General features: G+C 42.5%; 26 protein-coding genes. 7 read left to right on the forward strand and 19 right to left on the reverse strand.

Annotation, left to right across the window (positions count from 1 at the left end):
• Positions 1–50 precede the first annotated feature (50 nt).
• The 6 genes from J1C81_RS06665 to J1C81_RS06690 all read right to left on the reverse strand — a co-directional run bounded on the left by J1C81_RS06665 (position 51) and on the right by J1C81_RS06690 (position 5,938).
• A complete protein-coding gene (locus J1C81_RS06665) occupies positions 51–1,121 on the reverse strand; it encodes an ABC transporter substrate-binding protein (protein ID WP_002906674.1) in 1,071 nt (356 codons plus the stop codon).
• Positions 1,118–1,891 carry an ABC transporter permease gene (locus tag J1C81_RS06670; RefSeq protein ID WP_002900472.1) on the reverse strand — a complete coding sequence of 258 codons (774 nt, stop codon included), beginning with the start codon at positions 1,889–1,891 and terminating at the stop codon, positions 1,118–1,120. The genes J1C81_RS06665 and J1C81_RS06670 overlap by 4 nt, the downstream gene beginning before the upstream one ends.
• On the reverse strand, positions 1,888–2,694 hold the full coding sequence (locus J1C81_RS06675; RefSeq protein ID WP_002915342.1) for an ABC transporter permease: 807 nt from the start codon (positions 2,692–2,694) through the stop codon (positions 1,888–1,890). Before J1C81_RS06675 ends, J1C81_RS06670 begins: the two co-directional genes overlap by 4 nt.
• On the reverse strand, positions 2,675–3,832 hold the full coding sequence (locus J1C81_RS06680) for an ABC transporter ATP-binding protein (RefSeq protein WP_002912323.1): 1,158 nt from the start codon (positions 3,830–3,832) through the stop codon (positions 2,675–2,677). The genes J1C81_RS06675 and J1C81_RS06680 overlap by 20 nt, the downstream gene beginning before the upstream one ends.
• Positions 3,833–4,013: 181 nt before the next feature.
• Positions 4,014–4,919: a UDP-N-acetylmuramate dehydrogenase gene (gene murB, locus J1C81_RS06685; protein WP_002915344.1), complete on the reverse strand. Its 906-nt coding sequence runs from the start codon at positions 4,917–4,919 to the stop codon at positions 4,014–4,016.
• Positions 4,920–5,026: 107 nt separating this feature from the next.
• On the reverse strand, positions 5,027–5,938 hold the full coding sequence (locus tag J1C81_RS06690) for a hypothetical protein (RefSeq protein ID WP_002915349.1): 912 nt from the start codon (positions 5,936–5,938) through the stop codon (positions 5,027–5,029).
• A gap of 164 nt (positions 5,939–6,102) precedes the next feature.
• Between J1C81_RS06690 and J1C81_RS06695 the strand changes: the two genes are divergently transcribed.
• Positions 6,103–7,454, forward strand: a protein-coding gene (locus J1C81_RS06695; RefSeq protein WP_155114772.1) for an IS3 family transposase whose coding sequence is annotated in 2 segments (ribosomal slippage) — positions 6,103–6,544 and positions 6,544–7,454 — 1,353 coding nt in all. Because the reading frame shifts where the segments join, the coding sequence is not laid out codon by codon here.
• A gap of 46 nt (positions 7,455–7,500) precedes the next feature.
• On the opposite strand, the gene thrB is transcribed toward J1C81_RS06695, so the two are convergent.
• Positions 7,501–8,367, reverse strand: a complete 867-nt coding sequence (gene thrB / locus J1C81_RS06700; RefSeq protein WP_002915352.1) for a homoserine kinase — start codon at positions 8,365–8,367, stop codon at positions 7,501–7,503.
• 1 nt (position 8,368) lies between these two features.
• Positions 8,369–9,655: a homoserine dehydrogenase gene (locus J1C81_RS06705; protein WP_002915353.1), complete on the reverse strand. Its 1,287-nt coding sequence runs from the start codon at positions 9,653–9,655 to the stop codon at positions 8,369–8,371.
• A gap of 140 nt (positions 9,656–9,795) precedes the next feature.
• Between J1C81_RS06705 and J1C81_RS06710 the strand changes: the two genes are divergently transcribed.
• Complete coding sequence (locus J1C81_RS06710) at positions 9,796–10,761, forward strand: polysaccharide deacetylase family protein (RefSeq protein WP_002915354.1); 966 nt, start codon at positions 9,796–9,798, stop codon at positions 10,759–10,761.
• Positions 10,762–10,865: 104 nt separating this feature from the next.
• Here the strand turns inward: J1C81_RS06710 and J1C81_RS06715 are convergent, their stop codons facing one another.
• The 8 genes from J1C81_RS06715 to J1C81_RS06750 form a co-directional block, all read right to left on the reverse strand.
• The gene (locus J1C81_RS06715) at positions 10,866–11,822 is read right to left on the reverse strand and encodes an ABC transporter permease (RefSeq protein ID WP_002897685.1); all 957 of its coding nucleotides are present in this window, start codon (positions 11,820–11,822) and stop codon (positions 10,866–10,868) included.
• A 1-nt stretch (position 11,823) separates the two neighbouring features.
• A complete protein-coding gene (locus J1C81_RS06720) occupies positions 11,824–12,918 on the reverse strand; it encodes an ABC transporter permease (protein ID WP_002915355.1) in 1,095 nt (364 codons plus the stop codon).
• Complete coding sequence (locus tag J1C81_RS06725) at positions 12,911–14,446, reverse strand: ABC transporter ATP-binding protein (RefSeq protein ID WP_002915356.1); 1,536 nt, start codon at positions 14,444–14,446, stop codon at positions 12,911–12,913. Before J1C81_RS06725 ends, J1C81_RS06720 begins: the two co-directional genes overlap by 8 nt.
• 139 nt (positions 14,447–14,585) lie before the next feature.
• On the reverse strand, positions 14,586–15,641 hold the full coding sequence (locus J1C81_RS06730; RefSeq protein ID WP_002915357.1) for a BMP family lipoprotein: 1,056 nt from the start codon (positions 15,639–15,641) through the stop codon (positions 14,586–14,588).
• Between the two features lie 71 nt (positions 15,642–15,712).
• The gene (locus J1C81_RS06735) at positions 15,713–16,102 is read right to left on the reverse strand and encodes a cytidine deaminase (protein WP_002915358.1); all 390 of its coding nucleotides are present in this window, start codon (positions 16,100–16,102) and stop codon (positions 15,713–15,715) included.
• Positions 16,089–16,751, reverse strand: a complete 663-nt coding sequence (gene deoC, locus J1C81_RS06740) for a deoxyribose-phosphate aldolase (protein WP_002915359.1) — start codon at positions 16,749–16,751, stop codon at positions 16,089–16,091. Before deoC ends, J1C81_RS06735 begins: the two co-directional genes overlap by 14 nt.
• 17 nt (positions 16,752–16,768) lie before the next feature.
• Positions 16,769–18,046 carry a pyrimidine-nucleoside phosphorylase gene (locus J1C81_RS06745; RefSeq protein WP_002904375.1) on the reverse strand — a complete coding sequence of 426 codons (1,278 nt, stop codon included), beginning with the start codon at positions 18,044–18,046 and terminating at the stop codon, positions 16,769–16,771.
• A 1-nt stretch (position 18,047) separates the two neighbouring features.
• Positions 18,048–18,635 (reverse strand): class I SAM-dependent methyltransferase, encoded by a 588-nt coding sequence (locus J1C81_RS06750; protein ID WP_002904373.1) that lies wholly within the window; start codon positions 18,633–18,635, stop codon positions 18,048–18,050.
• A gap of 94 nt (positions 18,636–18,729) precedes the next feature.
• On the opposite strand from J1C81_RS06750, the gene coaA reads away from it, so the two are divergent.
• The 3 genes from coaA (at position 18,730) to J1C81_RS06765 (ending at position 20,536) form a co-directional block, all read left to right on the forward strand.
• On the forward strand, positions 18,730–19,650 hold the full coding sequence (gene coaA, locus J1C81_RS06755; protein WP_002904372.1) for a type I pantothenate kinase: 921 nt from the start codon (positions 18,730–18,732) through the stop codon (positions 19,648–19,650).
• 70 nt (positions 19,651–19,720) lie between these two features.
• A complete protein-coding gene (gene rpsT, locus J1C81_RS06760) occupies positions 19,721–19,957 on the forward strand; it encodes a 30S ribosomal protein S20 (protein WP_002895661.1) in 237 nt (78 codons plus the stop codon).
• Positions 19,958–20,014: 57 nt separating this feature from the next.
• The gene (locus tag J1C81_RS06765; protein ID WP_002915361.1) at positions 20,015–20,536 is read left to right on the forward strand and encodes a DNA topology modulation protein; all 522 of its coding nucleotides are present in this window, start codon (positions 20,015–20,017) and stop codon (positions 20,534–20,536) included.
• Between the two features lie 14 nt (positions 20,537–20,550).
• On the opposite strand, the gene J1C81_RS06770 is transcribed toward J1C81_RS06765, so the two are convergent.
• Positions 20,551–21,126 carry a TetR/AcrR family transcriptional regulator gene (locus J1C81_RS06770; RefSeq protein WP_002895666.1) on the reverse strand — a complete coding sequence of 192 codons (576 nt, stop codon included), beginning with the start codon at positions 21,124–21,126 and terminating at the stop codon, positions 20,551–20,553.
• Positions 21,127–21,260: 134 nt separating this feature from the next.
• Between J1C81_RS06770 and J1C81_RS06775 the strand changes: the two genes are divergently transcribed.
• Together J1C81_RS06775 and J1C81_RS06780 are read left to right on the forward strand one after the other, a co-directional pair.
• Positions 21,261–22,103 carry a DegV family protein gene (locus J1C81_RS06775; protein WP_002915362.1) on the forward strand — a complete coding sequence of 281 codons (843 nt, stop codon included), beginning with the start codon at positions 21,261–21,263 and terminating at the stop codon, positions 22,101–22,103.
• Between the two features lie 103 nt (positions 22,104–22,206).
• Positions 22,207–22,980 carry an XRE family transcriptional regulator gene (locus tag J1C81_RS06780; RefSeq protein ID WP_002915363.1) on the forward strand — a complete coding sequence of 258 codons (774 nt, stop codon included), beginning with the start codon at positions 22,207–22,209 and terminating at the stop codon, positions 22,978–22,980.
• An 83-nt stretch (positions 22,981–23,063) separates the two neighbouring features.
• On the opposite strand, the gene J1C81_RS06785 is transcribed toward J1C81_RS06780, so the two are convergent.
• Positions 23,064–24,701: a hypothetical protein gene (locus J1C81_RS06785; protein ID WP_002915364.1), complete on the reverse strand. Its 1,638-nt coding sequence runs from the start codon at positions 24,699–24,701 to the stop codon at positions 23,064–23,066.
• A complete protein-coding gene (locus J1C81_RS06790) occupies positions 24,691–25,434 on the reverse strand; it encodes an ABC transporter ATP-binding protein (RefSeq protein WP_002915365.1) in 744 nt (247 codons plus the stop codon). Before J1C81_RS06790 ends, J1C81_RS06785 begins: the two co-directional genes overlap by 11 nt.
• Between the last annotated feature and the right edge of the window lie 69 nt (positions 25,435–25,503).

A 25,503-nucleotide genomic window follows, 5' to 3' on the forward strand; every position in this document is an offset into this window, starting at 1 on the left:
CTCATTGAGCCAGGCGTTTTTCTTGTATTCATCAAGTAATTATTTGACTATCATTTCCGATACATCTTGACTTGAAGATAGAGGTCATTGTAGGTTCCCAACCATTTAGGGCCCAACTGCTCATAAACTTCCAGATGTTTCATCGTTTCCTCAGTCGGATAAAAAGCCTCATCTTCCTGAGTTTCCTTAGGCAACATGGCCTTGGCAGGAAGATTTGGTGTCGCATAACCAACATAAAGGGCATTTTTATAAGCATTTTCCGGTCTCAGCATAAAGTTAATAAACTGATAGGCTGCTTTTTTATTTTTGACCGTTTTAGGAATGACAATATTGTCAAACCAAAGGTTGCTGGCTTCTGTAGGCACGACATAGCGCAGGTCTTCATTAGCCTCCAGCATCTGACGAGCCTCGCCAGAAAAGGTCACACCGATAGCTGCATTGTTCTGAATCATGTATCCCTTCATCTCATCAGCTACAATAGCCTTGATATTTGGCGTCAGAGTATAGAGCTTGTCGACAGCTTCCTGCAGCTGATTAGCATCTTTGGAGTTGAGACTATGACCGTCTGAGTTCAGACCAATTCCCATGACTTCACGAGCTCCATCAATTATCATGATGGAGTTTTTGTATTCAGGACGCCAGAGGTCATTCCAATGCTCTGGAGCTTTATCAACCATTTTTTCATTATAGACAATACCCAGCGTTCCCCAAAAATAAGGAATCGAGTACTGATTTCCTGGATCGAAAGGCTGGTCTAAAAAGTCAGATCCGATATTTTCCAAACCTTTAATCTGGCTATGATCTAGCTTCTCCACCAAACCTTCCTTCATCATCTTGGCAATCATATATTCACTAGGAATGGCAATGTCGTAGGTTGTGCCGCCCTGCTTTACTTTCGTATACATGGCTTCATTGGAGTCAAAGGTATCGTACTGGATTTGGACACCAGTTTCCTTAGTAAACTCAGTCAGCAGCTCAGGATCTATATAGTCACCCCAGTTGTAAATGACCAGCTTATCGCTCTCCTTGCTCTGCGTCCGACTTTCGATCTGGTAGCTGACACCCCACAAAACTAAGATAATCAGCAGAATTCCCGCTAAAAATGAATAGAGCTTTCTCATACAGTCTCCTCCTTCTCACGGGTAATAAAGTAATACCCAATTACCAAAGCAATGCTGAAGAGAAAGACCAAGGCTGACAGAGCATTGATTTCCAAAGAAATCCCCTGCCGAGCGCGGGAGTATATCTCAACAGACAGAGTAGAGAAGCCATTGCCTGTAACGAAGAAGGTCACAGCAAAATCATCTAGTGAGTAGGTAAAGGCCATGAAGTAACCAGCGATAATGGCTGGAGTCAGATAAGGCAGCATGATTTCTTTCAGCATTTGCAATTGGCTGGCACCTAAGTCATAGGCAGCTTTAATCATATCATCATTCATTTCCTTCAGACGCGGAAGAATCATCAGCACCACAATCGGAATAGAAAAGGCCACATGGCTAGCCAGCACTGACAGGAAGCCCAGCTGGAACTTTGCAGTAGTAAAGAGAATCAGAAAACTGGCCCCAATCATGACATCCGGTGCTACCATGAGGATATTGTTGATAGACAGAAAGGCATCCTGATATTTCTTGCGGGCTTGATAGATATAGATGGCTCCAAAAGTCCCAATCAGCGTCGCAATCAATGAAGACAGGAAAGCTAGAAAGAAGGTCTGGACCAAAATCAGAATCAGCCGTGAATCCTCAAATAGATTCTGAAAATGGCTGAGACTGAATCCTGTAAAGCGATTCATGTCTTCCCCAGCATTAAAAGCATAAGCAATCAGGTAAAAGATAGGGATGTAGAGCACCAAAAAGACAAAGGCCAAATAGAGATTTGCAATTTTTTTCATCGCCCTCTCCTTTCCTTGGTTGCCCACATGGTAAAGAGCATGGCAACAATCAGTACCACACCGATAGTAGAGCCCATGCCCCAGTTCTGAGTAGTCAGGAAGTGCTGCTCAATGGCAGTTCCCAAAGTAATCACTCGATTACCACCGATTAAGCGAGTCAGCATGAAAAGACTGAGACTAGGGATAAAGACTGACTGCACTCCACTTCTGACACCATTCAAGGACAAAGGGAAAACAACCCGACGGAAAGTCTCCCAGCGATTGGCTCCCAAGTCGTAGCTGGCATTGATAAGATTTGGATCCAAATCATCCAGAACGTTGAAAATGGGCAGAATCATAAAAGGCAGCTCGATGTAGCTAGCTACAAAGATAAATGAAAAGTCCGTAAAGAGAATCTGTTGAGGTCCTATTCCGATAAAAGTCAGAAATTGATTAATTGAGCCATTCTGACCAAAAATACCAATGAAAGCATAAGCTTTGAGCAGGAGATTGATCCAGGTCGGCAGGACAATCAGCATGAGCCAGAGCTGTTTGTGCTTGAGCTGAGTCAGAAAGAATGCAGTCGGATAGGAAATCAGCAGGGTTACAACAGTAATAATCCCTGCATAAAGAACCGAGTTCAGACTCATCTTGAGATAGGTCCAGTTCTGAGATGTGAAGTAGGTCTGGTAATTTTCCAGCGTAAACTGCCCCTCAATGTTAAAGAAGGACTTCCAGATAATCATGACAACAGGTGCCAAGACAAAGAGGAAAATCCAGAGTAGGTAAGGCAAGAGAAAAAGATTAGAGGTTGTTTTCTTCATCACGTTCCTCCTCAATAGCATTGATCAGACCCGCTTCCTGCTCTTCTACTTCTACATATTCTTCGATACGGGCATCGAACTCTTCTTCAGTTTCATTGAGACGCATGATATGGATATCTTCAGGCTCGAAATGCAGACCAATTTCTTCTCCGACAATGGCCTTGCGAGTTGAGTGAATCATCCATTCATTGCCCAGTTCATCATAAGCGATAATCTCATAGTGAACGCCACGGAAAAGCTGGGTATCAACTTTAACCTGCAGCTTACCTTCTTCTGGCAGAGTAATCCGTAAGTCCTCCGGCCGAATCACCACTTCAACAGATTCATTTGGGCGCATCCCACCATCCACTGCTTCAAAGCGCTTGCCGTTAAACTCAACCAGATAGTCCTCAATCATCTTACCTGGCAGAATATTGGACTCGCCAATGAAGGTTGCAACAAAGTGGTTGATGGGCTCGTCATAAATATCAACAGGCGTCCCCGACTGAACAATCTCGCCGTCATTCATAACGAAAATCCAGTCACTCATAGCCAGGGCCTCCTCTTGGTCGTGCGTGACAAAGACAAAGGTAATACCCAGACGCTGCTGCAATTCCCGCAGCTCATACTGCATATCTGTACGAAGCTTCAAATCCAGAGCAGACAGCGGCTCATCCAGCAAAACGAGCCGTGGCTGATTAATGATTGCCCGCGCGATAGCTACACGCTGGCGCTGACCGCCCGACAGTTTGCGAATAGAACGGCGCTCAAAACCTTCTAGCTGAACCATTTTCAGCACTTCAGCAACCCGCTCTTGAATTTCTTTTTTATCAACCTTGCGCAGACGCAGCGGGAAGGCAACATTTTCAAAAACATTCATATGCGGAAATAGTGCATAGGACTGAAAAACCGTGTGGACGTCTCGTTTATTAGTTGGAATATCATTGATGCGGACGCCATCAAGAAAAATATCCCCGTCCGTCGCGTCCAAAAGTCCGGCAATGATGTTCAGAATCGTTGATTTGCCAGAACCAGAAGACCCCAGCAAAGTATAGAACTTTCCTTCTTCCAGCTCGAAATTAATATCTTTCAGGACGACAGTATTATTATCTTCAAAAACTTTTGAAACGTTTTTAAACTCGATGATTGGTTTTTTCAATTGTCATAAATTCCTTCTTTCTCGTATTAACAGATTAAGGGTTCTGTCAGACCGCTGCTACCTCGTGAGGGCTGTAAAGGCCCTTTATAAATTCCGTGTCGATAGGCTTTCACCCCCTTACTAAGTTGCAGCCAGCTGCAGTTCCTTATACAGCATACTTCTACTGGAAATCATATCTGTCTTACAGAGATTCACCAATGATGCGGACTTCGCGCTCCAGAGTAATACCTGAATTTTCCCGCACCCTTCCAATCACATGAGCAATAAGATTTTCGTAATCTTGAGCCGTTCCTTTATCAACGTTAATCATAAAGCCAGCATGTTTCTCAGATACCTCTACACCGCCGATCCGATGCCCCTTGAGGCCTGCTTCACTAATCAGCTGACCAGCAAAGTAACCCAAAGGACGCTTGAAAACAGAACCGCAGGATGGATATTCCAAAGGCTGCTTGAGCTCCCGCAGATGGGTTAAGCGCTCCATTTCCTGACGAATCGTTCTGTGAACACCAGGCGAAAGAGCAAACTTAGCAGAAATAACAATGTCGCCTGTTTCCTGAACCAGTGAGTTACGATAGCCGAACTTCATATCCCGAACATCCAGCGTTTTGACTTGACCCTGAGGAGTCAGTACCTTGCAAGACACCAAGACATGAGCAATCTCGCCGCCATAAGCCCCAGCGTTCATAAAGACAGCTCCGCCAACGCTACCTGGAATACCACAAGCGAACTCAAAGCCAGTCAGACTGTTCTGCAAGGCGATATGGGTTGTCTGAATCAGATTAGCTCCAGCCTCTGCCTCAATCATATAGCCATCTACTGCTACATTATTGAGCTTGTCAAACATAATCACGAAACCTCGGATACCGCCATCTCTCACAATGATATTACTGGCATTTCCCAGCACCATCCAAGGAATGTCTTCTTGATTGGCAAAATTGACAATACGAGCCAGCTCATAGCGATTGCGGGGGAAAACTAAGAAATCGGCTGCGCCCCCGACCTTTGTATAGGTGTATTGACTCAAAGGCTCATTGAAGCGAATGTCGATTCCTTCTAATTCGGTTTTTAATTTCTCTAGTTTTTGCATGATTTTCTCTCTTTTATGTAAACAAAATACACTCTATTATATCAAAAATCTATGGCATTTACGATAGATTACAAAGAAAAAGCTGAGAAAGGTCAGCTTTTTAATGATTATAATTGCCTAGTAGCAAAACGTTGTGTTTGAGTAGAAAGAGCATTCCTGATGGCACCGAAAGCTCCCGCTCCAGTGAAAACATAGAGCAAGATCAAGTTGAACCAATAGTTATCTGGGATGATTCCATTAAAAATTGATTCGTTGACAGCTGAAAATGCATCAAATACATTCGCGTCTGGATATTCTCGAACAAGTAACAAAGCATAGTCAAACTGATTGACTAAGAAAGTCACCAAGACCATAAACACGATACTAATAGCAATACCTGCTTTAGATAGCTTTTTACCCAGCAACTCATACCCTTTGATAGTACAGTAACCCATGGCCAACCCTCCAGCAACAGCCACATAGTTCATCTGTGCAATCAACAAGATCACCGCTCCTCCGATGAGACTGCCAACAAAAGCACCAACAATACCACCAACGATACTTTCTTTTTGATTGTCATAGATCTGATTTTCCAGCGAAAGACCTGAACTCAGAGTCTCAAAGCTTTGTCGCGACAAAATCAGGATATTTCCTCCCAATTGATAGACATCAATCTGCCCAGGCTCACCACTCTGCTCACAAACATTTACAAATCCTCTTTCCTTGAAAAAGACAAGTGCTTCTTGAACAGCTTGTGCAAGAGCTTCATTGGTTTTGGCTTTAGCATAAAGTACTAGCTTATAGTGATTCAGTTGGCTACTGGTTAGAACCTCTGAGTTTTTAATCAAATCATCAAAGGCATTTGGCGCAGTAAAAGCATCGCCAGCCTTAACAGAAAAACAAATCCTATATTGCTTTCTTTGCTCTGTGGGCTCAATATAGAGCGTGTAACCTTCTATCTGTCCGAAGACAAGAGACGAAAATTCATCAAACTGTAAGCCTAGCTCAGTCGCTAGAGCCTGTAATTCTAAATGATCCATAAAGTGAATTATCCTCCTTTAAGCTAGACCCATTATAGCACAGTTAGGTATAAAAAGATAGGGATATCAAATCCTTATCTTACGAAAAGAAAAAAGAGGTTCATAGAAATGAACCGCACCCCAAAAGTTAGACAGAAAAAATCTAACTTTTGGGGTGTTTTTAAATGAAATTAACTTATGAGGATAAAGTTCGAATCTATGAACTAAGAAAACAAGGAATCAGCTTCAAGCGACTTTCAGAAAAATATGGAATGAACCTTTCAAATCTTGACTACTTAATTCGATTGATTGATCGCTACGGAATAGATAGTGTCAAAAAAGGGAAAAACCGTTATTACTCTCCTGAATTAAAACAAGAAATCATCAATAAGGTTTTGATTGAAGGTCGTTCGCAACTAAGCGTATCTCTGGATTATGCTCTTCCAAGTAGTGGATTACTTCCAAATTGGCTGGCACAATACAAGAAAAACGGGTATACTATTGTTGAGAAAACAAGAGGAAGGCCAGCTAGGATGGGACGTAAACGGAAGAAAACTTGGGAAGAAATGACAGAATTAGAGCGACTTCAAGAGGAGAATGAGCGTCTACGTACCGAGGTGGCCTACCTAAAAAAGTTAAAAGAGCTAGAAGACAGGGACGAAGCCTTAGAGAGAGAAAGGCAGAGACAGTTAGAGAAATGCTTTCAGGAGGATTTCGACTAGATTTACTTCTTGAAACGGCACATTTAGCTCGCTCAACTTACTACTATCACTTAAAACAGCTAGATCAACCAGATAATAATCAAGAACTTAAAGCTGAAATTCAGTCAATTTATAGTGAGCATAAAGGAAATTATGGCTATCGGAGAGTCACTCTTGAACTAAGAAATCGTGGCTTCGTAGTCAATCATAAAAAGGTCCAACGGCTGATGAAAGTCCTTGGTTTAACGGCTCTAATTCGTCGGAAACGGAAGTATTCTTCCTACCAAGGAGAGATTGGCAAGAAAGCAGAGAATCTCATTCAACGCCAGTTTGAAGCATCCAAACCAATGGAAAAGTGCTATACGGATGTGACAGAGTTTGCCATTCCAAATAGCACACAGAAATTGTATTTATCGCCAGTTTTAGATGGTTTTAACAGCGAAATTATTGCTTATCATCTTTCTACTTCGCCTAATTTAGAACAAGTAAAAACGATGTTGGAACAGGCATTCACAGAGAAACACTATGGAAATACGATTCTCCATAGTGACCAAGGTTGGCAATACCAACATGATTCTTATCATCGGTTTCTAGAGAATAAGGGAATTCAGCCATCCATGTCACGCAAGGGTAACAGCCCAGACAACGGCATGATGGAGTCCTTCTTTGGCATTCTTAAGTCTGAGATGTTTTACGGTTATGAGAAGAACTTTAGGTCTTTAGAAGACCTTGAGCAAGCCATTGTAGACTATATTGATTACTATAACAATAAACGAATTAAGGTCAAACTAAAAGGACTTAGTCCTGTGCAATACAGAACTAAATCCTTTCAATAATTAATTGTCTAACTTTTTGGGGTCAGTACAAAAACCTCTTGATGTTTTATTTTTCTACTCGGACACCCTCTGTGTCTACCTGAAGTCGGAAGATTTGTCCCTTGAAATTCTGTTTTTGCAGAAGCTGATAAATCATCTCCGTCTTGTGCTTAGGCGATAAGACCATAACAGTCGGTCCTGCTCCTGAGATATAGGTTGCATAAGAGCCATTTTTTCTGGATAAGAACTTAATATCTGAAAATTCCTTGATCAAAGGCTGACGGTATTTTTCGTGGAACAAATCTGACTCAATAGCCCGACCAGCGATTTTCATATCACCTTTTAAAAGAGCTGCAATCGCAACATTGGCAATGGAGCTAGCCGCAACAGCTTCCTTGTAAGAAAGCCGATTTGGTAAGACTTGGCGACTCTCAACCGTCCGAAGCTCATAGTCTGGGATATAGGCGATGAAGTCTGCGTCCGGAAAGTCCGCTACCACAGCAGATACCTGATTTCTAGATGAGCTAGATACGACCAAATTACCATAAATAGCCGGCGCAACATTGTCAGGATGGCCTTCAATCTTTGTAGCGATTTTTAGCTTCTGATAATCCGAAAAATTAAGGTGAGCTAGCTGGTTGGCCAATTCAATCCCAGCCACAATGACCGAGCTAGAAGACCCAAGTCCACGAGCCAATGGAATATCACTGGTCATTTTTAAACGGCGCGGCTGAATATCTGGTGCCAACTGCAGGGCAATCTTAACCAGTAAATTACGCCGATCTTTAGGAATTCTCGGATTGAGGTCGTGCTCAATCACCCACTCCTGACTTTCTTCCAAGACTTCAATTTCCAGATATTTTGACAGGGCCACTCCAACAGAGTCAAAGCCAGGACCGATATTGGCACTGGTCGCCGGTACAATAATTTTCATCTTAATCTCCTAATACTTTGAAGGTATTAAGCAAGTCGAACTCAGCAACTTCTTTGAGCTTAGCAGTGACATTTTCCAGCTGTGTCTTGCTGACAGCATGGGTAATAATCACCACGCGAGCCTTCTCACCATCTGTACCTTCCTGCAGAATCTGCTTAAAGGAAATATCCTCAGCATTGAAAATCTCAGCCAAATGCAGAACTTGACCTTTAGAATCAGGTGCCAAGATAGAGAAGTAATAGCTGCTCTTCACATCTTCTGGCTTAGCTAGCACAAGCTCACGGCTGAATTCATTAAAGGCCTTGCCAACTGTTCCTTCATTCAAACGGCGGCTGATACGGACAATATCTGCCACAACACTAGTTGCGGTTGGTTTTTGACCTGCTCCTGGTCCGTAGTACATGGATTCTCCGATGCCGATGGACTCAACAAAGACAGCGTTCATTACCCCATTGACACTAGCCAAAGGATGCGCTTTAGGCAGAAATGTTGGAGCTACTTCTGCTGCAATACCCGATGCCGTTTCTTCGATAGAACCAACCAGCTTGACTACATAGCCCAGATCTTGAGCAACAGCCACATCCTCTGGTGTGATATTTCGAATTCCCTGATGGCTCACATCTTCAAATTTAACATTCATACCAAAGGCGAACTGGCTAAGAATCACCATCTTGTAAGCCGCATCAATGCCATCTACGTCATTGGTTGGGTCGCTTTCAGCAAAGCCAAGGCGTTGTGCTTCAGCAAGAGCGTCTTCATAAGACCAACCCTCTTCCACCATCTTGGTCATCATAAAGTTAGAGGTCCCATTAACCACACCCAAGATACGAGTGATTTTGTCAGAAGCCAATGAATTAACCAAGGTACGGAGGATTGGAATTCCGCCGGCAACAGCTGCTTCATAGTAGAGAGCCACATTTTGCTTTTGAGCAATTTCCAGCAACTCTGATCCGTGAACAGCCAACAAGTCCTTATTGGCCGTTACTACATGTTTGCCAGCTTCAAGAGCACGAGTGATGAACGTTTTCGCTGGCTCGATTCGTCCCATCAATTCTACAACGATAGTAATCTCAGGATCCTTCAGAATTTCTTCAACATTTGTGACAAAGTTAAAGTCATTTCCAGCTGCTAAAAGACGATCTTTTTCGTCATCATCTTTGACCAAGACTTTAGCAACCTCAATCTCTGAATGAGCTGCTTGAACGATTTTTTCTCCGTTTTCTTTCAGCAAAAAAGGCACACCGCTGGCCACTGTTCCAAAACCAAGTAAAGCTATTTTAATAGACATGAAGCACTCCTTGAAAATTTCTTGTATAAAAAATATTATAACAAAATTATATAAAAATGCCTACAAAACTACTTCTTTATTTGTTATAATAGATGTAAATTTCCGCAAGGAATTGTAATTTTTTTAAAAAAGGAGATATTATGACAGGAAAACATAGAGGAAATCGCATGCAGCAACGCAAAGCTAGGAAAAGAGCTATTTTGCTTTCTTTAACAAGTTTATTACTTTTTCTTGTCCTGATTGTAGGTGGCTTTTCTTTACTAGCCAAGCTACAGAACTCGCACAACCAAAAAGAAGCTAATAATGTGTCAACGAACCAAGTCAATACTTCATCTAAAACTTCGTCAGCACCGACTCGGGAAAAAAAGACGACTTCGGATGACAGCAACAAAGACAAGGTAAAATGGGTCAAACAAGACCAACCAGTTCAAGTACCTATCTTGATGTATCATGCTATTCACGTCATGGATCCATCAGAAGCAGCTAATGCTGGTTTGATTGTAGATCCAGCCACATTTGAAAGTCATCTAAAAGCCTTGAAAGACGCAGGCTACTATCCACTAACACCAGCAGAAGCATACAAGGTACTGACGGAGAACGTCCTGCCAGAAAACAAAAAAGTCGTCTGGCTGACCTTCGATGATAGTTTAAAGGATTTCTATACTAATGCCTTTCCACTTCTCCAGAAATATGACATGAAAGCAACCAATAATGTCATTACTGGATTTGTTCAAGCGGGTCGTGAAGATATGCTGACGCTAGATGAGATAAAGGAAATGAAGGACAAAGGTATGTCTTTTGAAGACCATACCGTCAACCATCCTGACCTCTCAGCGACTGCAGAAGACCAACAAAAAATTGAGTTAAAAGACTCCAAGTCTTACTTGGACAAAGAACTGTCTCAAACCACAACAACCGTTGCCTATCCATCTGGACGATACAGTGATGCAACCTTGCAGATTGCTGAAAGCCTTGGCTACAAGATGGGACTGACAACCAATAACGGACTAGCTTCTCTATCCAATGGCTTACTCTCACTCAACCGCGTTCGCGTAAACCCAACCACCACTGCAGAAGACCTGCTAAACGAAATTGCAACCAACTAATCTTAAAAAGCCCGCTTCACTTGAAGTAGGCTTTTTCTATTCCTATGATTATAGCTTCTTTCAAATACCAAAAAACATCAGCTCCAAAGAACTGATGTAAAGGTTTATTTAGACTTGATATAGTTGATACCATCCGCTTTCGGAGCAACAGCTTTACCAAAGAATGCCGCAAGGACTACAATCGTCAAGACGTATGGCGCAATCTGCAGATAAACCGTTGGAACACTTGAAAGCAAAGGCAACTGGTTCCCGATAACCGCCAAACTTTGGGAAGCTCCAAAGAAGAGACTCGCCAACATGGCACCAATAGGGCTCCATTTACCAAAAATCATAGCTGCCAAGGCGATAAATCCTGGACCTACGATAGTTGTCACAGCAAAGTTAACAGAGATAGACTGAGCATAAATAGCTCCACCAATACCTCCGAGCAGACCAGAGATCATGACACCGCAATAACGCATGAGGTAAACATTGATCCCCAAGGTATCTGCCGCCTGCGGATGCTCTCCGACTGAGCGAAGACGCAGTCCGAATTTAGTCTTAAACATGACAAACCAAGCAAGGAAAGAGAAAGCAATTGCAAGATAACCAACCAAGCTTGTATGCTTGAAGAAAATGTCTCCCAAGACTGGAATATCAGACAGAACAGGGAAATTAAACTTGCCGAATGAACGCTGAATATTATCCGTTTGTCCCTTGTTATAAATAGCTTTAACAAGGAAAATTGCCAAGGCTGGAGCCAGCAAGTTCAGCACTGTACCACTCACAACGTGGTCCGCACGGAAGGTAATGGTCGCAACAGCATGGATAAGAGAAAAGACAACTCCGACCAAACCAGCAGCAATCAATGAGAGCCACGGAGTCGCACTACCAAAACTCTTCTCGAAAGTCAGGTTAAAGAGAACGCCTGTAAAAGCCCCCATAACCATGATTCCTTCCAAGCCGACATTAACCACACCAGCGTGTTCAGAGTAAGCCCCGCCAATACTTGTGAAAATCAAGGGAGCCGCATAAATCAGCATAGATGATACTAATAAACTTAATACCGTTACAATATTCATCCTAGTTTCCCTCCTTCACTTTTTTAGCTTCCTGGCGACGATTTTTAAGGAAATCAAAGATTGTCATACCTGTCATACGCTCAATCAGATAGTGGGCGCTGACAAAGAAGATAATAGAAGCTGTTACGATATTTACAAGTTCTGTTGGAATCTGAGCCACGTTCATACCTGGAGCACCAACACTCAGAACCGCAAAGAGGAAGGCTGCAAAGAGAATTCCAATTGGAGAATTGGCTGCCAAAAGACTTACCGCCATGCCATTGAAACCAACACTCAGGGAACTTCCTTGAACAAAGACATTCTGATAAGTCCCAAGTCCTTCTACTACCCCTCCAAGTCCTGCAAGAGCACCTGAAATAATCATAGATACGATAATAGTACGCTTAGATGACATCCCTGCATATTCAGATGCATTTGGATTAAGCCCTACAGCACGAATTTCAAAACCAAGTGTTGTTTTCTTAAGCAAATACCAAATAACCACTACTGCAATCAAGGCAAAGAAGATACCGATATTCATCCGAGAGTTAGACGTAAGACTTCTCAACCACTCTGTTTGATAAATCGCATTGGCACTAACACGCTTACTAGAGTCAACACTCTGCATCACAGATTCTGGGAAACTATGAATAAGAGCATTTCCAACAAAAAGAACAATATAGTTCATCATAATGGTTACGATAACTTCACTCGTTCCCAGATAAGCACGCAGAATCCCTGGAATAGCACCAACAATACCACCAGCCACTGCTGCAATGACTACAGTCGCCAATAACATCAGAGGACGAGGTAAATCAGGGAAGGAAAGTGCAAACCAACCAGCCAAAATCCAGCCAGCTAAGGCTTGACCAGGAAGCCCAACATTAAAGAATCCAGCACGACTGGCTACAGCAAAGCCTAAACCAATGAGAATCAGAGGTCCCATCGCGCGAGAAATCTCACCCAAACTTCTCAAAGAACCAAAAGCTGTTTTAAAGAGGGACTCATACCCCCAGATAGCATCATAACCAAAGATGGCCATTACAACCGCTCCCAATAAAATCCCTAGAAGAACTGAGATTAAAGGAACCGCAATCTGTTGTGTTTTTTTAGACATTTGAAGCTCCCTTCTGAATCTTACCACCAGCCATGAGAATACCAAGCTCTTGCTTATTAGTTTCCTCTGGAGTTACAATTCCCTGAATCTTACCATCGTGGATAACGGCGATTCTATCAGAAACATTGAGGATTTCGTCTAGCTCAAAGCTAACAACTAGGACAGCCTTGCCTTGAGTCCGTGCTTCAATCAAGCGTTTATGAATGTATTCAATCGCCCCCACATCAAGTCCGCGAGTTGGCTGACTGACAATCAGAAGGTCTGGATCGCGATCCATTTCCCGAGCAATGATAGCTTTCTGCTGGTTTCCTCCTGAAAGAGCTGAAGCAGGTACATATTCACTAGCCGCCCGAACATCAAATTCATCCATCAACTTGCGTGCGTAAGAATAAATGTTACCGTAATTCAGGATTCCATTTTTACTGAGCGGTTCTTTATAGTAAGTCTGTAGAGCAATATTTTCAGATATGGACATTGCTAGGACTAAACCATCACGGTGGCGGTCTTCAGGAACGTGGCTGACTTTCATTTCAGTTATCTGCCGCGGCTGCTTACCAATAATAGACTGGTTCTTAATTGTAATCTCGCCAGAGCTAGCTTTTCTAAGACCTGTAATAGCCTGAATCAGCTCAGTCTGACCATTGCCGTCAATACCAGCAATCCCGACAATCTCACCAGCACGGACATCAAGAGAAAGTCCCTTAACAGCTGGAACACCACGGTTTTCTTCAACAACAAGATCTTTGATTGACAAGACAGTTTCTTGAGGATTAGCAAGCTCTTTCGCAGTCTTGAAGGAAACAGCCCGTCCCACCATCATTTCAGCCAAATCTTGGTTAGTTGCACCAGCGATTTCAACTGTTTCAATGGATTTTCCGCGACGAATAACCGTTACTCGGTCAGAAACTGCCCGAATCTCATCCAATTTGTGAGTGATGAGAATGATAGACTTTCCTTCTTTGACGAGATTCTTCATGATTTTCATCAATTCATCGATCTCAGCTGGCGTCAGAACGGCTGTCGGCTCGTCAAAGATGAGAATGTCCGCTCCACGATAAAGAGTTTTCAGAATTTCAACCCGCTGCTGGGCACCGACAGAAATATCTTCAACCTTAGCAGATGGATCAACTGCCAATCCGTATTTCTCAGAAAGTTCCTTAATTTCTTTAGTGGCACCTTTCAAGTCCAACACACAATTTTTTGTGATTTCACTTCCAAGGATGATATTTTCAGCAACAGTAAATGCTTCAACAAGCATAAAGTGCTGGTGCACCATCCCGATACCAAGTGAGGCCGCCTTTGATGGAGAGTCCAGTTTAACTGACTTTCCATTCACTACAATCTCACCGCTGGTCGGCTCAAGCAGGCCAGCCAGCATATTCATCAAGGTTGACTTGCCGGCACCATTTTCTCCCAAAAGAGCGTGAATTTCACCTTTTCTGAGTTCCAAATTGATTTTATCATTGGCCACAAATTCACCAAAAATCTTGGTAATTTCTCGCATTTCAATGACATTTTCATGTGTCATGGCTCTTTCCTTTCCAGAATTTCATTTTATTTCAATAAAATTTACTAGCACAGCCAGTGCTAATAAATTCTATTGACACAAAGGCGTCTCAATTTCAAAAAGAAGCGACCCTACACGGTCGGATCGCTCTTAAATTGTTTTATTTGTCAGGAACAGTGATGCTGCCGTCAAGGATTTTTGCTTTCGCTTCTTCAACGGCTTTTTTCGCATCTTCTGACAGGTTTGTAGTTGTCAAGTCAACTCCACCGTCTTTCAGACCGAAGGTTGTAGTTTTACCGCCTGGGAATTTACCTTTAACAGTTTGGTTAGCAATGTCTTGGACAGTCTTACCAACTTGTTTCAAGCTTGATGCTAAAACAAAGTTAGACTCTTTACCATCCTTAGACTTGTATTTACCTTCTTCAGTTTGGTCACGGTCAACACCGAGTACCCAAACTTTTTCATCTTCATTTCTTGTTTCGTTGATTGACTTAGCTTCGTTAAATACTCCAGCACCAGTTCCACCAGCAACTTGGTAAACCACATCTGCACCTGCAGCATATTGAGCAGCAGCAATTGTTTTACCTTTAGCAGCATCACCGAATGAGCCAGCATAGTCTACTTGAATCTTGATAGACGGGTCAACTGATTTCACGCCAGCTTCGAAACCTTTTTCAAAACGTGTGATAACAGCGCCTTCTATACCACCTATGAAACCAACTTGTTTTGTCTTAGTAGTTTTTGCAGCAGCAACACCAGCAAGGTAAGCAGCTTCATTGTCAGCAAAAATAGCTGAAGCAACATTCTCTTTTCCTTTGATAACATCATCGACAATAACATAATTGATGTCTGTGTTATCTTGGGCAGCAGATTCAACCGCATCACGAAGGGCAAATCCGATACCATATACTAAATTATAACCATCCGTAGCAGCTTGGTTCAGGTTATTCGCATATTGAGACTCATCATTAGACTGATAGTAAGTAAAGCCGTTATCTTTAGAAAGACCGTTTTCTTTACCCCAAGCTTGCAAGCCTTCCCATGCAGACTGGTTAAATGACTTATCATCAACACCACCAGTATCAGTTACGATAGCAGCCTTCAAATCAGTTTTCGCGTTTGAAGAATCTGAGCGAGAAGCACGGTTTCCACATGCAGCAAGTCCGAATGCTGCGACAGTTACTAGACCAAGACCTAGCCATTGTTTTTTGTTCATTTCTGAACCTCCTAATTAAGATGTGCAACACAGTTGCAAGTTTGAGTTTGGTCAGATGACCGATAACAGACTTATGTTAAATCTGTAAAAGAATATGGAAGTAATTCCTTGACCGTCATCACGACCGTCGATTTATCTTTAGCGACCAAGGTCACTTTTAGATCCTCAGAAAAAAATTCTGCCATTACCTGGCGGCAGGCACCACAAGGTGATATGGGTTTTTCCGTCTCACCGTAGACAATCAGCTCCTCGAAGTCTAAAACTCCTTCTGAAACCGCCTTAAATATAGCTGTCCGCTCTCCGCAGTTGGTCAAGCCAAAACTGGCATTCTCAACGTTAACGCCGGTAAAAACCCGCCCATCTTTAGCGACCAAAACCGCTCCGATAGGGAAATGAGAATAGGGAACATAAGCATTTTTGCTAGCTTGGACAGCCAAGTCAATCAACTCAGTAGTCGCCACTAGCTTCTTCTCCCTTCATAATCGCCACTCCAGCCGAAGTTCCGATACGAGTCGCACCTGCTTCAATAAAGGCCAGCGCATCTTTATAAGAACGAGCACCGCCAGAAGCCTTGACGCCCATGTCAGGACCAACTGTTTTTCTCATAAGGGCAACATCTTCGACTGTCGCACCGCCAGTTGAAAATCCTGTAGAAGTCTTAACAAAATCAGCTCCAGCTTTCTGAGCCAGTTGGCAGCCCTTAACCTTTTCCTCATCTGTCAGCAGGCAAGTTTCCAGAATTACCTTGATCAAGGTACCGTTAGCAGCTTCTACAACCGCACGAATGTCTCGCTCTACCAAATCATAATCTTTAGATTTCAGAGCACCGACATTGATGACCATATCCACTTCGCCCGCACCCTTTTGGATTGCGTCCTTCGTTTCAAAGGCCTTTACATCGGAAGTGTTAGCTCCTAAAGGAAAACCAATTGGCACACAAACCTTGACATCTGAGCCTTTCAGCTGCTCCGCAGCAAACTCTGTCCAGGTTGGATTGACACAGATACTGGCAAAATCATAAACTTTTGCTTCTTCAATTAACTTCAGAATCTGCTCTTCTGACGCTTCTGGTTTTAAAAGCGTATGGTCTATGTATTTGTTTAATTTCATGTTGGATTCTCCTAGAATTAAGCAATAACCTCGATAATCTCGCTTACTGCAACGCTTTCATCACCTATTTTAACATTTTTTTGAAAATCTGTAACTAGTTCTTGAGAAATTTTTTCATTTGAATAAATTTTTGCGAAAACTTCTCCAATTTCGACCTTGTCTCCGACTTTCTTTTCGAAAACAATTCCAGTTTCATAATCCAAGTCGTCAGATTTGACCGCGCGTCCTGCTCCAAGTCTCATGGCAAAGAGTCCGAACTCCATAGCAGGCAGTTCAGTGATATAGCCTGCCTGTTCTGCTTTCACTTCTATAATATGAGCTGCACTTGATGGACGATAGAGGTCTTCCAAGTCACCGCCTTGAGCAGCAATCATAGCTTCAAATTTCTTCAAAGCAGCGCCATTAGTCAACTGTTCTCTCACTTCTTCCACCGTTTTCTCAACATCTGCCAGTCCGAGCATAATTTGCGCCAGCTCACAAATGAAAGTTGTGATGTCTTCACGGCCCTTGCCCTGTAAGATATCCAAGGCTTCTAAGATTTCCAGACGATTGCCAATGCTGGTTCCCAAAGGCTGACTCATATCTGTCAGAACAGCTACTGTTTTTCTTCCGACAGCCTTGCCCAAATCCACCATAGTGCGTGCTAGTACACGAGCGTCATCAATATTTTTCATAAAGGCGCCTTCACCGACCGTCACATCCAGAAGGATACTGTCTGCACCAGCAGCAATTTTCTTACTCATAACAGAGCTAGCTATCAGCGGAATGGTATCAACAGTTGCTGTTACATCTCGCAAGGCATAGAGCAACTTATCTGCCAGCACCAATTGATCTGACTGACCAATTACAGACAGACCAATTTCCTGCACCTGCTTGATAAAGTCATCCTGACTGCGCTCTACCTGAAATCCTTTAATGGATTCCAATTTATCAATGGTTCCTCCAGTATGGCCCAGCCCGCGGCCGCTCATTTTAGCAACGGGAACACCGAAACTAGACACCAAAGGTACCAAGACCAGAGTTACTTTATCACCAACACCGCCGGTGGAATGTTTATCTACTTTTATTCCAGCGATTTCTGACAAGTCAAACTGTTCACCAGTTCCAACCATAATCATGGTTAAATCCGAAATTTCCCGAGTTGTCATGCCCTTAAAATAGACAGCCATCGCAAAGGCTGCCATCTGATAGTCTGGCACAGTCCCATCCACATAGCCCTCAATCAGCCACTGGATTTCCTGACTGGTAAGCTCAAGACCATCTCTTTTCTTTTGGATAATATCTACAGCACGCATCCTATTTTTCGCTCCTTAGTATATAGTAGCCTTTGTCCTTCTTGACAATCTCACAATTACCGAAGATAGCTTCCATCTTCGACTTGGCACTGGGCGCTCCCTGCTTTTTCTGAATCACAAGGGTCAAATCTCCGCCTTCTGTCAAATGCTCATAGCTTCCGCTGATGACTTCGTGTACGACTTGCTTACCAGCACGGATAGGTGGATTACTGATAATATGGTCGAAAATGCCGTTGACCTTTTCATAAACATTCGACTGGAAGATATGAGCAGATACCTGATTCCTCTCAGCATTCTTCTGAGCTAAGTCCAAGGCCCGCTGGTTGATATCCAACATGGTCGCAGCCACTCCCTGCGCTTTGGCTAAGGTCAAACCTAGAGGCCCATAGCCGCAGCCAACATCCAGCACCCGTTCTCCAGCTTCAAAGTCCAAGACAGACAAAAGGACCCGACTGCCATAATCAATCATCTTTTTACTGAAGACACCAGCATCTGTCAAAAAAGTCAGCTGCTGTCCTAACAGTTCTACGTTTAATTCATGAATATCATGTTTGGCATCAGGATTTTCTGCAAAATACATTTTAGTCATACAACCATTTTATCATAATTTTCCTAGATTTGTAAATCGTTTTCATTTCTCCAAAAAGTATGTTATACTAAAGTCCATCATACAGGAGTAACTTATGACTAACGAATTTCTTCATTTTGAAAAAATAAGCCGCCATACATGGCAAAACCTGCACCGCAAAACAACTCCGCCCCTGACTCAGGCTGAACTTAACTCTATCAAGAGTTTCAATGACAAGATTAGCCTGCAGGACGTGACAGACATTTACCTCCCCTTGACCAATCTCATTCAGATTTATAAACGTTCTAAGGAAGACTTGGCTTTTTCCAAGGGGATTTTTCTACAAAAAGAGAGCCGGAAACAGCCCTTTATCATCGGAGTTTCTGGCAGTGTGGCCGTTGGGAAATCTACCACCAGCCGGTTGCTGCAGATTCTGCTTTCTCGGACTTTTTCAAATGCGACAGTCGAGCTAGTTACCACAGATGGTTTTTTGTTTCCTAATCAAATTTTAGAAGCTAACGGCATTTTAAACCGCAAGGGTTTCCCAGAAAGCTATAATATGGAACTGCTTCTTTCCTTTCTGGATAGCATAAAAAACGGTCAGGATTTCCAAATCCCTGTCTACTCGCATGAAACTTATGATATCGTTCCTCAAGAAATGCAAGAGGTAAAGGCAGCCGACTTTGTTATTGTCGAAGGGATTAATGTTTTCCAGAATCCACAGAACGAGCGCCTATATATGACAGACTTTTTTGACTTTTCAATTTATGTCGATGCTGAAGTCGAAAATATTGAAAACTGGTATCTAGATCGCTTTAAAAAAATGCTGACTCTGGCCGAAAACGACTCAAAGAACTACTACCACCGCTTCACCACTCAATCAGAAGAGGAAGTAGTAACCTTCGCCCATAATGTTTGGAAAAGCATTAACCTTGTCAACCTGCTAGACTACATTGAGCCAACCCGCAATCGGGCAGAAATTATCCTGCATAAAGCCGGAAATCATGAAATTGATGAAATTTACTTAAAAAAATAAAAAAGCTTGTCAAATCCTAACTTTTCATATATAATTAGATAGTTAGTATTTTCAATGGAGGTGAAACAACTTGGCAAACATTAAATCAGCTATCAAACGCGCTGAATTGAACGTGAAACATAACGAAAAAAACTCAGCTCAAAAGTCAGCTATGCGTACTGCAATCAAAGCATTTGAAGCAAACCCGTCTGAAGAACTTTTCCGTGCTGCTAGCTCAGCTATCGATAAAGCAGAAACAAAAGGTTTGATCCACAAAAACAAAGCAAGCCGCGATAAAGCACGTCTTTCAGCTAAACTTGCTAAATAATGCATACAAAGGGAGCTCTCAGGAGCTTTTTTTGTTTCTAACATAAAGGAGGTAGGGATGAAAATAGCAATTATCGGTTATTCCGGTTCTGGCAAATCCACTCTAGCAGCACAACTGTCCAACCACTACTCCATTCCCAAACTTCACATGGATAGATTGCAATTCCAACCTGGCTGGAAGGATAGTGACCGTGATTGGATGAGTGAACAGATGGATGATTTTTTGTCAAAAAATACCGACTGGATTATTGATGGCAACTACTCTTGGTGTTTTTATGAACGTCGGATGGCAGAAGCAGACCAAATCATCTTTCTGAACTTCTCTCGCTGGAACTGCCTCTATCGAGCTTTCAAACGCTATTTAAAATACCGCAATCGGACCAGAGAAAGCATGGCTCCAGGCTGCCCCGAAAAGTTTGACGGGGAGTTTATCTGCTGGGTTCTTTGGAAAGGACGACGTCAGACAGCACTGGCAAGATATAAGAAAATCCGACAAACTTTTCCTCAGAAATTCTACGAATTAAGGAACCAAAAAGAACTGACCAACTTCTTACAGAACCTAAAAACAAGCGAGCCCTAATGACTCACTTGTTTTTATTTGATTTTCTTTTTCTGGGGAAAGAGGGGCAGACCTAAAGAAGCTATTTTTTCAGCTGGAACCTTCATGCCGTCCTTAATCCACTTGGAAAGAACGGAAACAACTGCCGAACTCCAGAAGGAATTCATGTAAGAGTTAGTCGTTTTCTTAGCATTGCGATTGCGCTTTTCCAAAAAGTCAAACACGGCCTGAGTCAGCAGCTTTTCAAAATTATAGTCAATGGCTAGACTGATAACCCGAGCTTCTTTCTTGGCTTCCTTAAAAAGAAAAAGCCAAATTTGGTACATCTCAGTTTTAAAGTTAAACTCTTCCAATTTATCCGTAATACCTTGAACAGTGTTTTTAAAAATCTCTTCCAGAATCTGCTCTTTAGAGCTATAATTGCGGTAAAATGCCGCACGGGAAACCCCTGCCCGCTCAACCAGCTCTGAAATCGTAATTTTTTTGAGTTCTTTCTTCTCCAGCAGCTGCATGAGAGAAATTTCCAGAGACTCTCTCGTGATTTGATTGGATTCCTGATTGTATTTCTTTAAATTCGCGAGTGATTTTTCCGATATTTTCTTTTCCGACATAACAATTTCTTCCCTCTTGTCTCAGCTGACAGTTTCCGCTTTCTAGTAAGCATCCTTCATGTTATAATTTTAAAAAAAGACAGGTTTTTTGTCAATTTTTTTATTGTACATACTTGACAAAAAAGGAGAAAAATATGACTTGGAAAATTATAGCTGACTCTGGCTGTGACTTTCGTGAAATGGCAAACTTGGCTAAAGACACCCAGTTTGAAAGTGTTCCCTTGACCATTCAAGTGGAAAATGAGATTTTTATAGATGATAAGCAGCTTGATATTGACCTGATGATGGAAAAGATGTATGCTTCTGCTGCTGCTTCAAAGTCTGCCTGCCCTAGTCCAGATGACTATCTCAAAAGCTTTGAGGGAGCCGACAAGATCTTTGTGGTGACTATCACTGGAACTCTATCTGGCAGCAATAATAGTGCACAGGTTGCTAAGAAAATTTTTTTAGAAGAACATCCTGATGCCCAGATTCATGTCATTGATAGTCTTTCTGCTGGCGGCGAGGTGGACTTACTTGTGACAAAACTCAATGAACTCATCCAGCAAGATCTCAGCTTTGATGAAGTTGTTGAAGTCATTAATCGCTATCAGGAGAAAACAAAACTTCTCTTCGTTCTAGCAAAAGTAGATAACTTGGTCAAAAACGGCCGACTTAGCAAACTTCTGGGAACCGTTGTCGGCTTGCTTAATATACGTATGGTCGGTGAAGCTAGCCAGACTGGCACGCTAGAGCTTCTGCAAAAGGCACGTGGTCCGAAAAAAGCACTTGCTTCTGCAATCGAAGAGCTACTCAAAGCCGGTTACAAGGGTGGCCGACTCATTATCGCTCACCGCAATAACGAAAAATTCTGCCAGCAATTTAGTCAACTGGTACAAGAAAAGTATCCCCAAGCTCAAATCGAAACGGTACCGACTTCAGGTCTCTGCAGCTTCTATGCTGAGGAAGGCGGAATCTTAATGGGCTACGAAATTTAATACAGTATCTAAAAAGTAAAGGATTAGGCTCAAATAATTAACCTAATCCTTTACTTTTTCGATTTAATTCGCTATAATAAAACCAAGTAAAGGAGTTGATATTATGGCCAGAGGAAGAGGCGCCGCAAGCCCCCAAGATAAGGAAGCAAGTCTTCTCATTTCTAAAAAACTCAAAGAACTTCTCAAGGAAACAGGTAAAAAACAGGTTGAGCTATCTCGTGAAACAGGTATTCCTGCTAGTACACTGACTGGCTATATCAAAGGGACATCTCTGCCTATTGCAGCCAATCTAGAAAAAATTGCAATATTTTTTGAGGTAGAGGTCGAAGAAATCGACCCTCGTTACCGCCTAATTGCTGACATCCCTCAACAATTTCCCGATTTAAATCGTATTTATCAGCAACTTGATCAAGACAGACAGGAGAAAGGATTAAAGCTACTGGAAGCTAGCCTGACTGAGCAAGAAACACAAGCCAGCTTAAAGGATGACTACTTCCCCTACTTGGTCTATGAGAATTACTATCTCTCTCAGCATAAGCCTGAACAAGCTGATTTAGTCTGGCTGAACAGAGAAATTGACTACGATATTGCACTTTGGGTACGAACTGACTCGTTAGAGCCCAAGTATCCGAGAGATTCCGTAGCGCTAATCAAGCAGACCCATTTCGAGCTTGCTGGCGCTATCTATGCTATTGACTATGACGGCCAAACCATTATCAAAAGGGTTTTCAATGATCCAACAGGAATTCGCTTAATTTCCCTTAATAAAAAATACAGTGATAAGTTTATCCCACATGAGGAAGAACCTAAACTTATCGGTCGAGTCATGGCGACTTTCATGCCACTGGATGTAGAAAAAATAAAGAAAAACAAATAACAGTTCTGCAAATGTACAGAGCTGTTATTTTTACAGTCAAAAAATCAGAAAGTCAGAAAGTCTTTCAACTTCCTGATGCTTGTTTAATAAAATACTGCTAACTCTTCATTCAGCTTCTTCATGTAGTGTCTGTGGATTAGATAAGATAGTATAGCTAAACCAGCTAAAACTAGAGCCACTATCATATAAATTACCAGAGGCGCAAGAACATTGGATATAAAGAAGAGAAGAGTAATGACAATCAACATTCCTAAAATCAGAGCGATGGCTAAGAGAGTTTTCACCATATTATTATCTCGGCTCATCAATTCTGTGACATTGGACCAATTAGTCACCAGATGCTTATAGTCTCGGTAGTAACCCCAAGAACTCCACATCAGACTGATCAAGGCCCAAACAATCACCATGCCCAAGAAAGTCACTGGATGCATACCGGAAACAAGGCTGGTTATCAAAAGCAAGGTCAGAGGCAGGATAGACTGGACGGCAAAGATCTGCCAAAACTTCAGACGAATATATTGCTTCAAATCAAAGGGGAGAACCTTGAGATAATCAAAATTTTCCCTTTCCAGAGAAATCCCAATAGCCGTAAGGTTGCTGCCGCCTGAGTTTAGCGTTGCAATCAAAACAGCCAGAGCCATCATTGGCAAGAGAAAGCGCGGTCCCAGATAAGAAGTCAAAGACAGGCCGCCTTGTATCATCCCCATTCCCATACTGAAAATGACAATGTAAGGGAGAAAGGCCGACATAAAGATGGCCTGCATAATGACAGAACCCTCGCTCAAGAGCCTGATATTGTAGCGCCAGACAAACTTTTTGAGATTTTTTGCTTCCGCAATATTGATGTCATGCACGCGCTCCCGCTTTCCTACTGAAGAACCCGTCATGAGAGCCGCCTCATAAAACTCTGGAATCACCTTGGTCTTTACGATAAAAAATAGAAGAGCCGCAACTGCCACCCATCCCAAAAATCCCAGCAAGGAAGCTGCATGAAAAGGATGAAGGATAAAATCATAAAAGGCTTGAACTGGCGGGAAGAAAGCTTTGACCTCTGTACGATTTACAACGCTTCTGCTGTTCATTTGATTAATCATAAAATAGAGGAAAAAGGATCCGACAGAAACAAGAGCCAGAATGACATTGGACAGGATGGTCTTGTACTTCCTGAAAAAGGCTGTCTTGGTAATGAAATGGACAGCAATCAAAATCAGAAAGGTGATGACCGAACTTAAAATCAGAATAGCAAGCAGAGCCAAAGGCAGGCCCAAGAAAGGATTGCCACCTTGAAAAGCCAGAACCAAGAAATAACTGAACATAGGCAGAATGGCAATCAGCAAGGTCAGAATAACCGAAATGCTTTTGCCGACGATGATTTCTGCTTCGCTAAAAGCGTAGGGACGATAAGACTGCAAGTCCTTGCTTTCATAAAAGACATTGTAAAAAACCAGAAAGCCCTGAGACATAGAAAAGAGAGCAAAAGCGGAAACCAAATTGGCAAAGAGGCCCGGATTGCCAACCAGTTGGTTCAGGGAGCCCATCAAGCCGAAAAGAAAGAGATAGACCAGTCCTAAGATCAGATACATGCGGATGGCCTTCAGCGATACATTGACCTTGCGCTCAGGATTCTTAGCTTGCATCTTGCGGTACTGCTGCAGCTGAGACGGCTGAATGGCGTAGAGGATGTTGATATCAACGAGTTTTTTTATAGCTTTAATGCGCATCAGGACTCACCTCTTCTCTGCGGCCTGCTAGACCAAGATAAATGGTTTCAAGAGACTGTTCTGGATGTTGGCCTTTTAGTTCTTCAATTGTTCCGTAGAAAATCAATTTTCCTTTTTTGAGAATGGCCACCTTATCACAGAGCTGCTCTGCAACTTCTAAGACGTGGGTTGAAAAGAGAACTGTATTTCCTTTATCTGCATGCTCCCGCATCATCTGCTTGAGGTCAAAAGCTGCCTGCGGATCAAGACCTGTCAGCGGCTCATCCAGAACCCAAATATCCGGATCAGACAAAAGTGCCGCTATGACGAAGACTTTTTGCCTCATCCCATGAGAAAATGAATCAATGACCTCATACCGATGAGAGCCAAAGTCGAAAATATGGAGCAGATTTCCCAACCGCTCTTCTACTTCAGCATTTGTCATATCGTAAGAAGTCGCTACCAGCTCCCAGAACTCATTGGCAGTTAGGCGCAAAAATAAATCAGGTGAATCAGCTACATAGCCAATTTTTTTCTTGATTTCCAAACGATTAGCGGACAATTCTTTCCCATCCACAAAAATCTGTCCACTGCTTGGATTGATGACGCTGACCAATGACTTAATGGTAGTAGATTTCCCGGCGCCATTGTGACCAATCAGACCGACGATTTCTCCGCTCTGCAAGGTCAGATTCAGCTGATTGAGAGCTACCGTTCCTTCATAAACTTTAGTGACATCTTTAAATTCAATCATAAGAGAGCTCCTTTACCGATTTCTATACAGATTAGTATACTCTTTTTGCGGCTTTTTGTCTCGTCTCTG

Origin of the sequence: Streptococcus sanguinis (assembly GCF_050225395.1) — a bacterium.
In the GTDB taxonomy this organism is placed as follows: domain Bacteria; phylum Bacillota; class Bacilli; order Lactobacillales; family Streptococcaceae; genus Streptococcus.

Excerpts from the sequence above, each read along its gene's own strand:
- J1C81_RS06665 (WP_002906674.1), bottom strand. The coding sequence starts at position 1,121 with ATGAGAAAGCTCTATTCATTTTTAGCGGGAATTCTGCTGATTATCTTA.
- J1C81_RS06670 (WP_002900472.1), bottom strand. The coding sequence starts at position 1,891 with ATGAAAAAAATTGCAAATCTCTATTTGGCCTTTGTCTTTTTGGTGCTC.
- J1C81_RS06675 (WP_002915342.1), bottom strand. The coding sequence starts at position 2,694 with ATGAAGAAAACAACCTCTAATCTTTTTCTCTTGCCTTACCTACTCTGG.
- murB (WP_002915344.1), bottom strand. The coding sequence starts at position 4,919 with ATGCAAAAACTAGAGAAATTAAAAACCGAATTAGAAGGAATCGACATT.
- J1C81_RS06690 (WP_002915349.1), bottom strand. The coding sequence starts at position 5,938 with ATGGATCATTTAGAATTACAGGCTCTAGCGACTGAGCTAGGCTTACAG.
- thrB (WP_002915352.1), bottom strand. The coding sequence starts at position 8,367 with ATGAAAATTATTGTACCGGCGACCAGTGCCAATATCGGTCCTGGCTTT.
- J1C81_RS06705 (WP_002915353.1), bottom strand. The coding sequence starts at position 9,655 with ATGTCTATTAAAATAGCTTTACTTGGTTTTGGAACAGTGGCCAGCGGT.
- J1C81_RS06710 (WP_002915354.1), top strand. The coding sequence starts at position 9,796 with ATGACAGGAAAACATAGAGGAAATCGCATGCAGCAACGCAAAGCTAGG.
- J1C81_RS06715 (WP_002897685.1), bottom strand. The coding sequence starts at position 11,822 with ATGAATATTGTAACGGTATTAAGTTTATTAGTATCATCTATGCTGATT.
- J1C81_RS06720 (WP_002915355.1), bottom strand. The coding sequence starts at position 12,918 with ATGTCTAAAAAAACACAACAGATTGCGGTTCCTTTAATCTCAGTTCTT.
- J1C81_RS06725 (WP_002915356.1), bottom strand. The coding sequence starts at position 14,446 with ATGACACATGAAAATGTCATTGAAATGCGAGAAATTACCAAGATTTTT.
- J1C81_RS06730 (WP_002915357.1), bottom strand. The coding sequence starts at position 15,641 with ATGAACAAAAAACAATGGCTAGGTCTTGGTCTAGTAACTGTCGCAGCA.
- deoC (WP_002915359.1), bottom strand. The coding sequence starts at position 16,751 with ATGAAATTAAACAAATACATAGACCATACGCTTTTAAAACCAGAAGCG.
- J1C81_RS06745 (WP_002904375.1), bottom strand. The coding sequence starts at position 18,046 with ATGCGTGCTGTAGATATTATCCAAAAGAAAAGAGATGGTCTTGAGCTT.
- J1C81_RS06750 (WP_002904373.1), bottom strand. The coding sequence starts at position 18,635 with ATGACTAAAATGTATTTTGCAGAAAATCCTGATGCCAAACATGATATT.
- coaA (WP_002904372.1), top strand. The coding sequence starts at position 18,730 with ATGACTAACGAATTTCTTCATTTTGAAAAAATAAGCCGCCATACATGG.
- J1C81_RS06765 (WP_002915361.1), top strand. The coding sequence starts at position 20,015 with ATGAAAATAGCAATTATCGGTTATTCCGGTTCTGGCAAATCCACTCTA.
- J1C81_RS06770 (WP_002895666.1), bottom strand. The coding sequence starts at position 21,126 with ATGTCGGAAAAGAAAATATCGGAAAAATCACTCGCGAATTTAAAGAAA.
- J1C81_RS06775 (WP_002915362.1), top strand. The coding sequence starts at position 21,261 with ATGACTTGGAAAATTATAGCTGACTCTGGCTGTGACTTTCGTGAAATG.
- J1C81_RS06780 (WP_002915363.1), top strand. The coding sequence starts at position 22,207 with ATGGCCAGAGGAAGAGGCGCCGCAAGCCCCCAAGATAAGGAAGCAAGT.
- J1C81_RS06785 (WP_002915364.1), bottom strand. The coding sequence starts at position 24,701 with ATGCGCATTAAAGCTATAAAAAAACTCGTTGATATCAACATCCTCTAC.
- J1C81_RS06790 (WP_002915365.1), bottom strand. The coding sequence starts at position 25,434 with ATGATTGAATTTAAAGATGTCACTAAAGTTTATGAAGGAACGGTAGCT.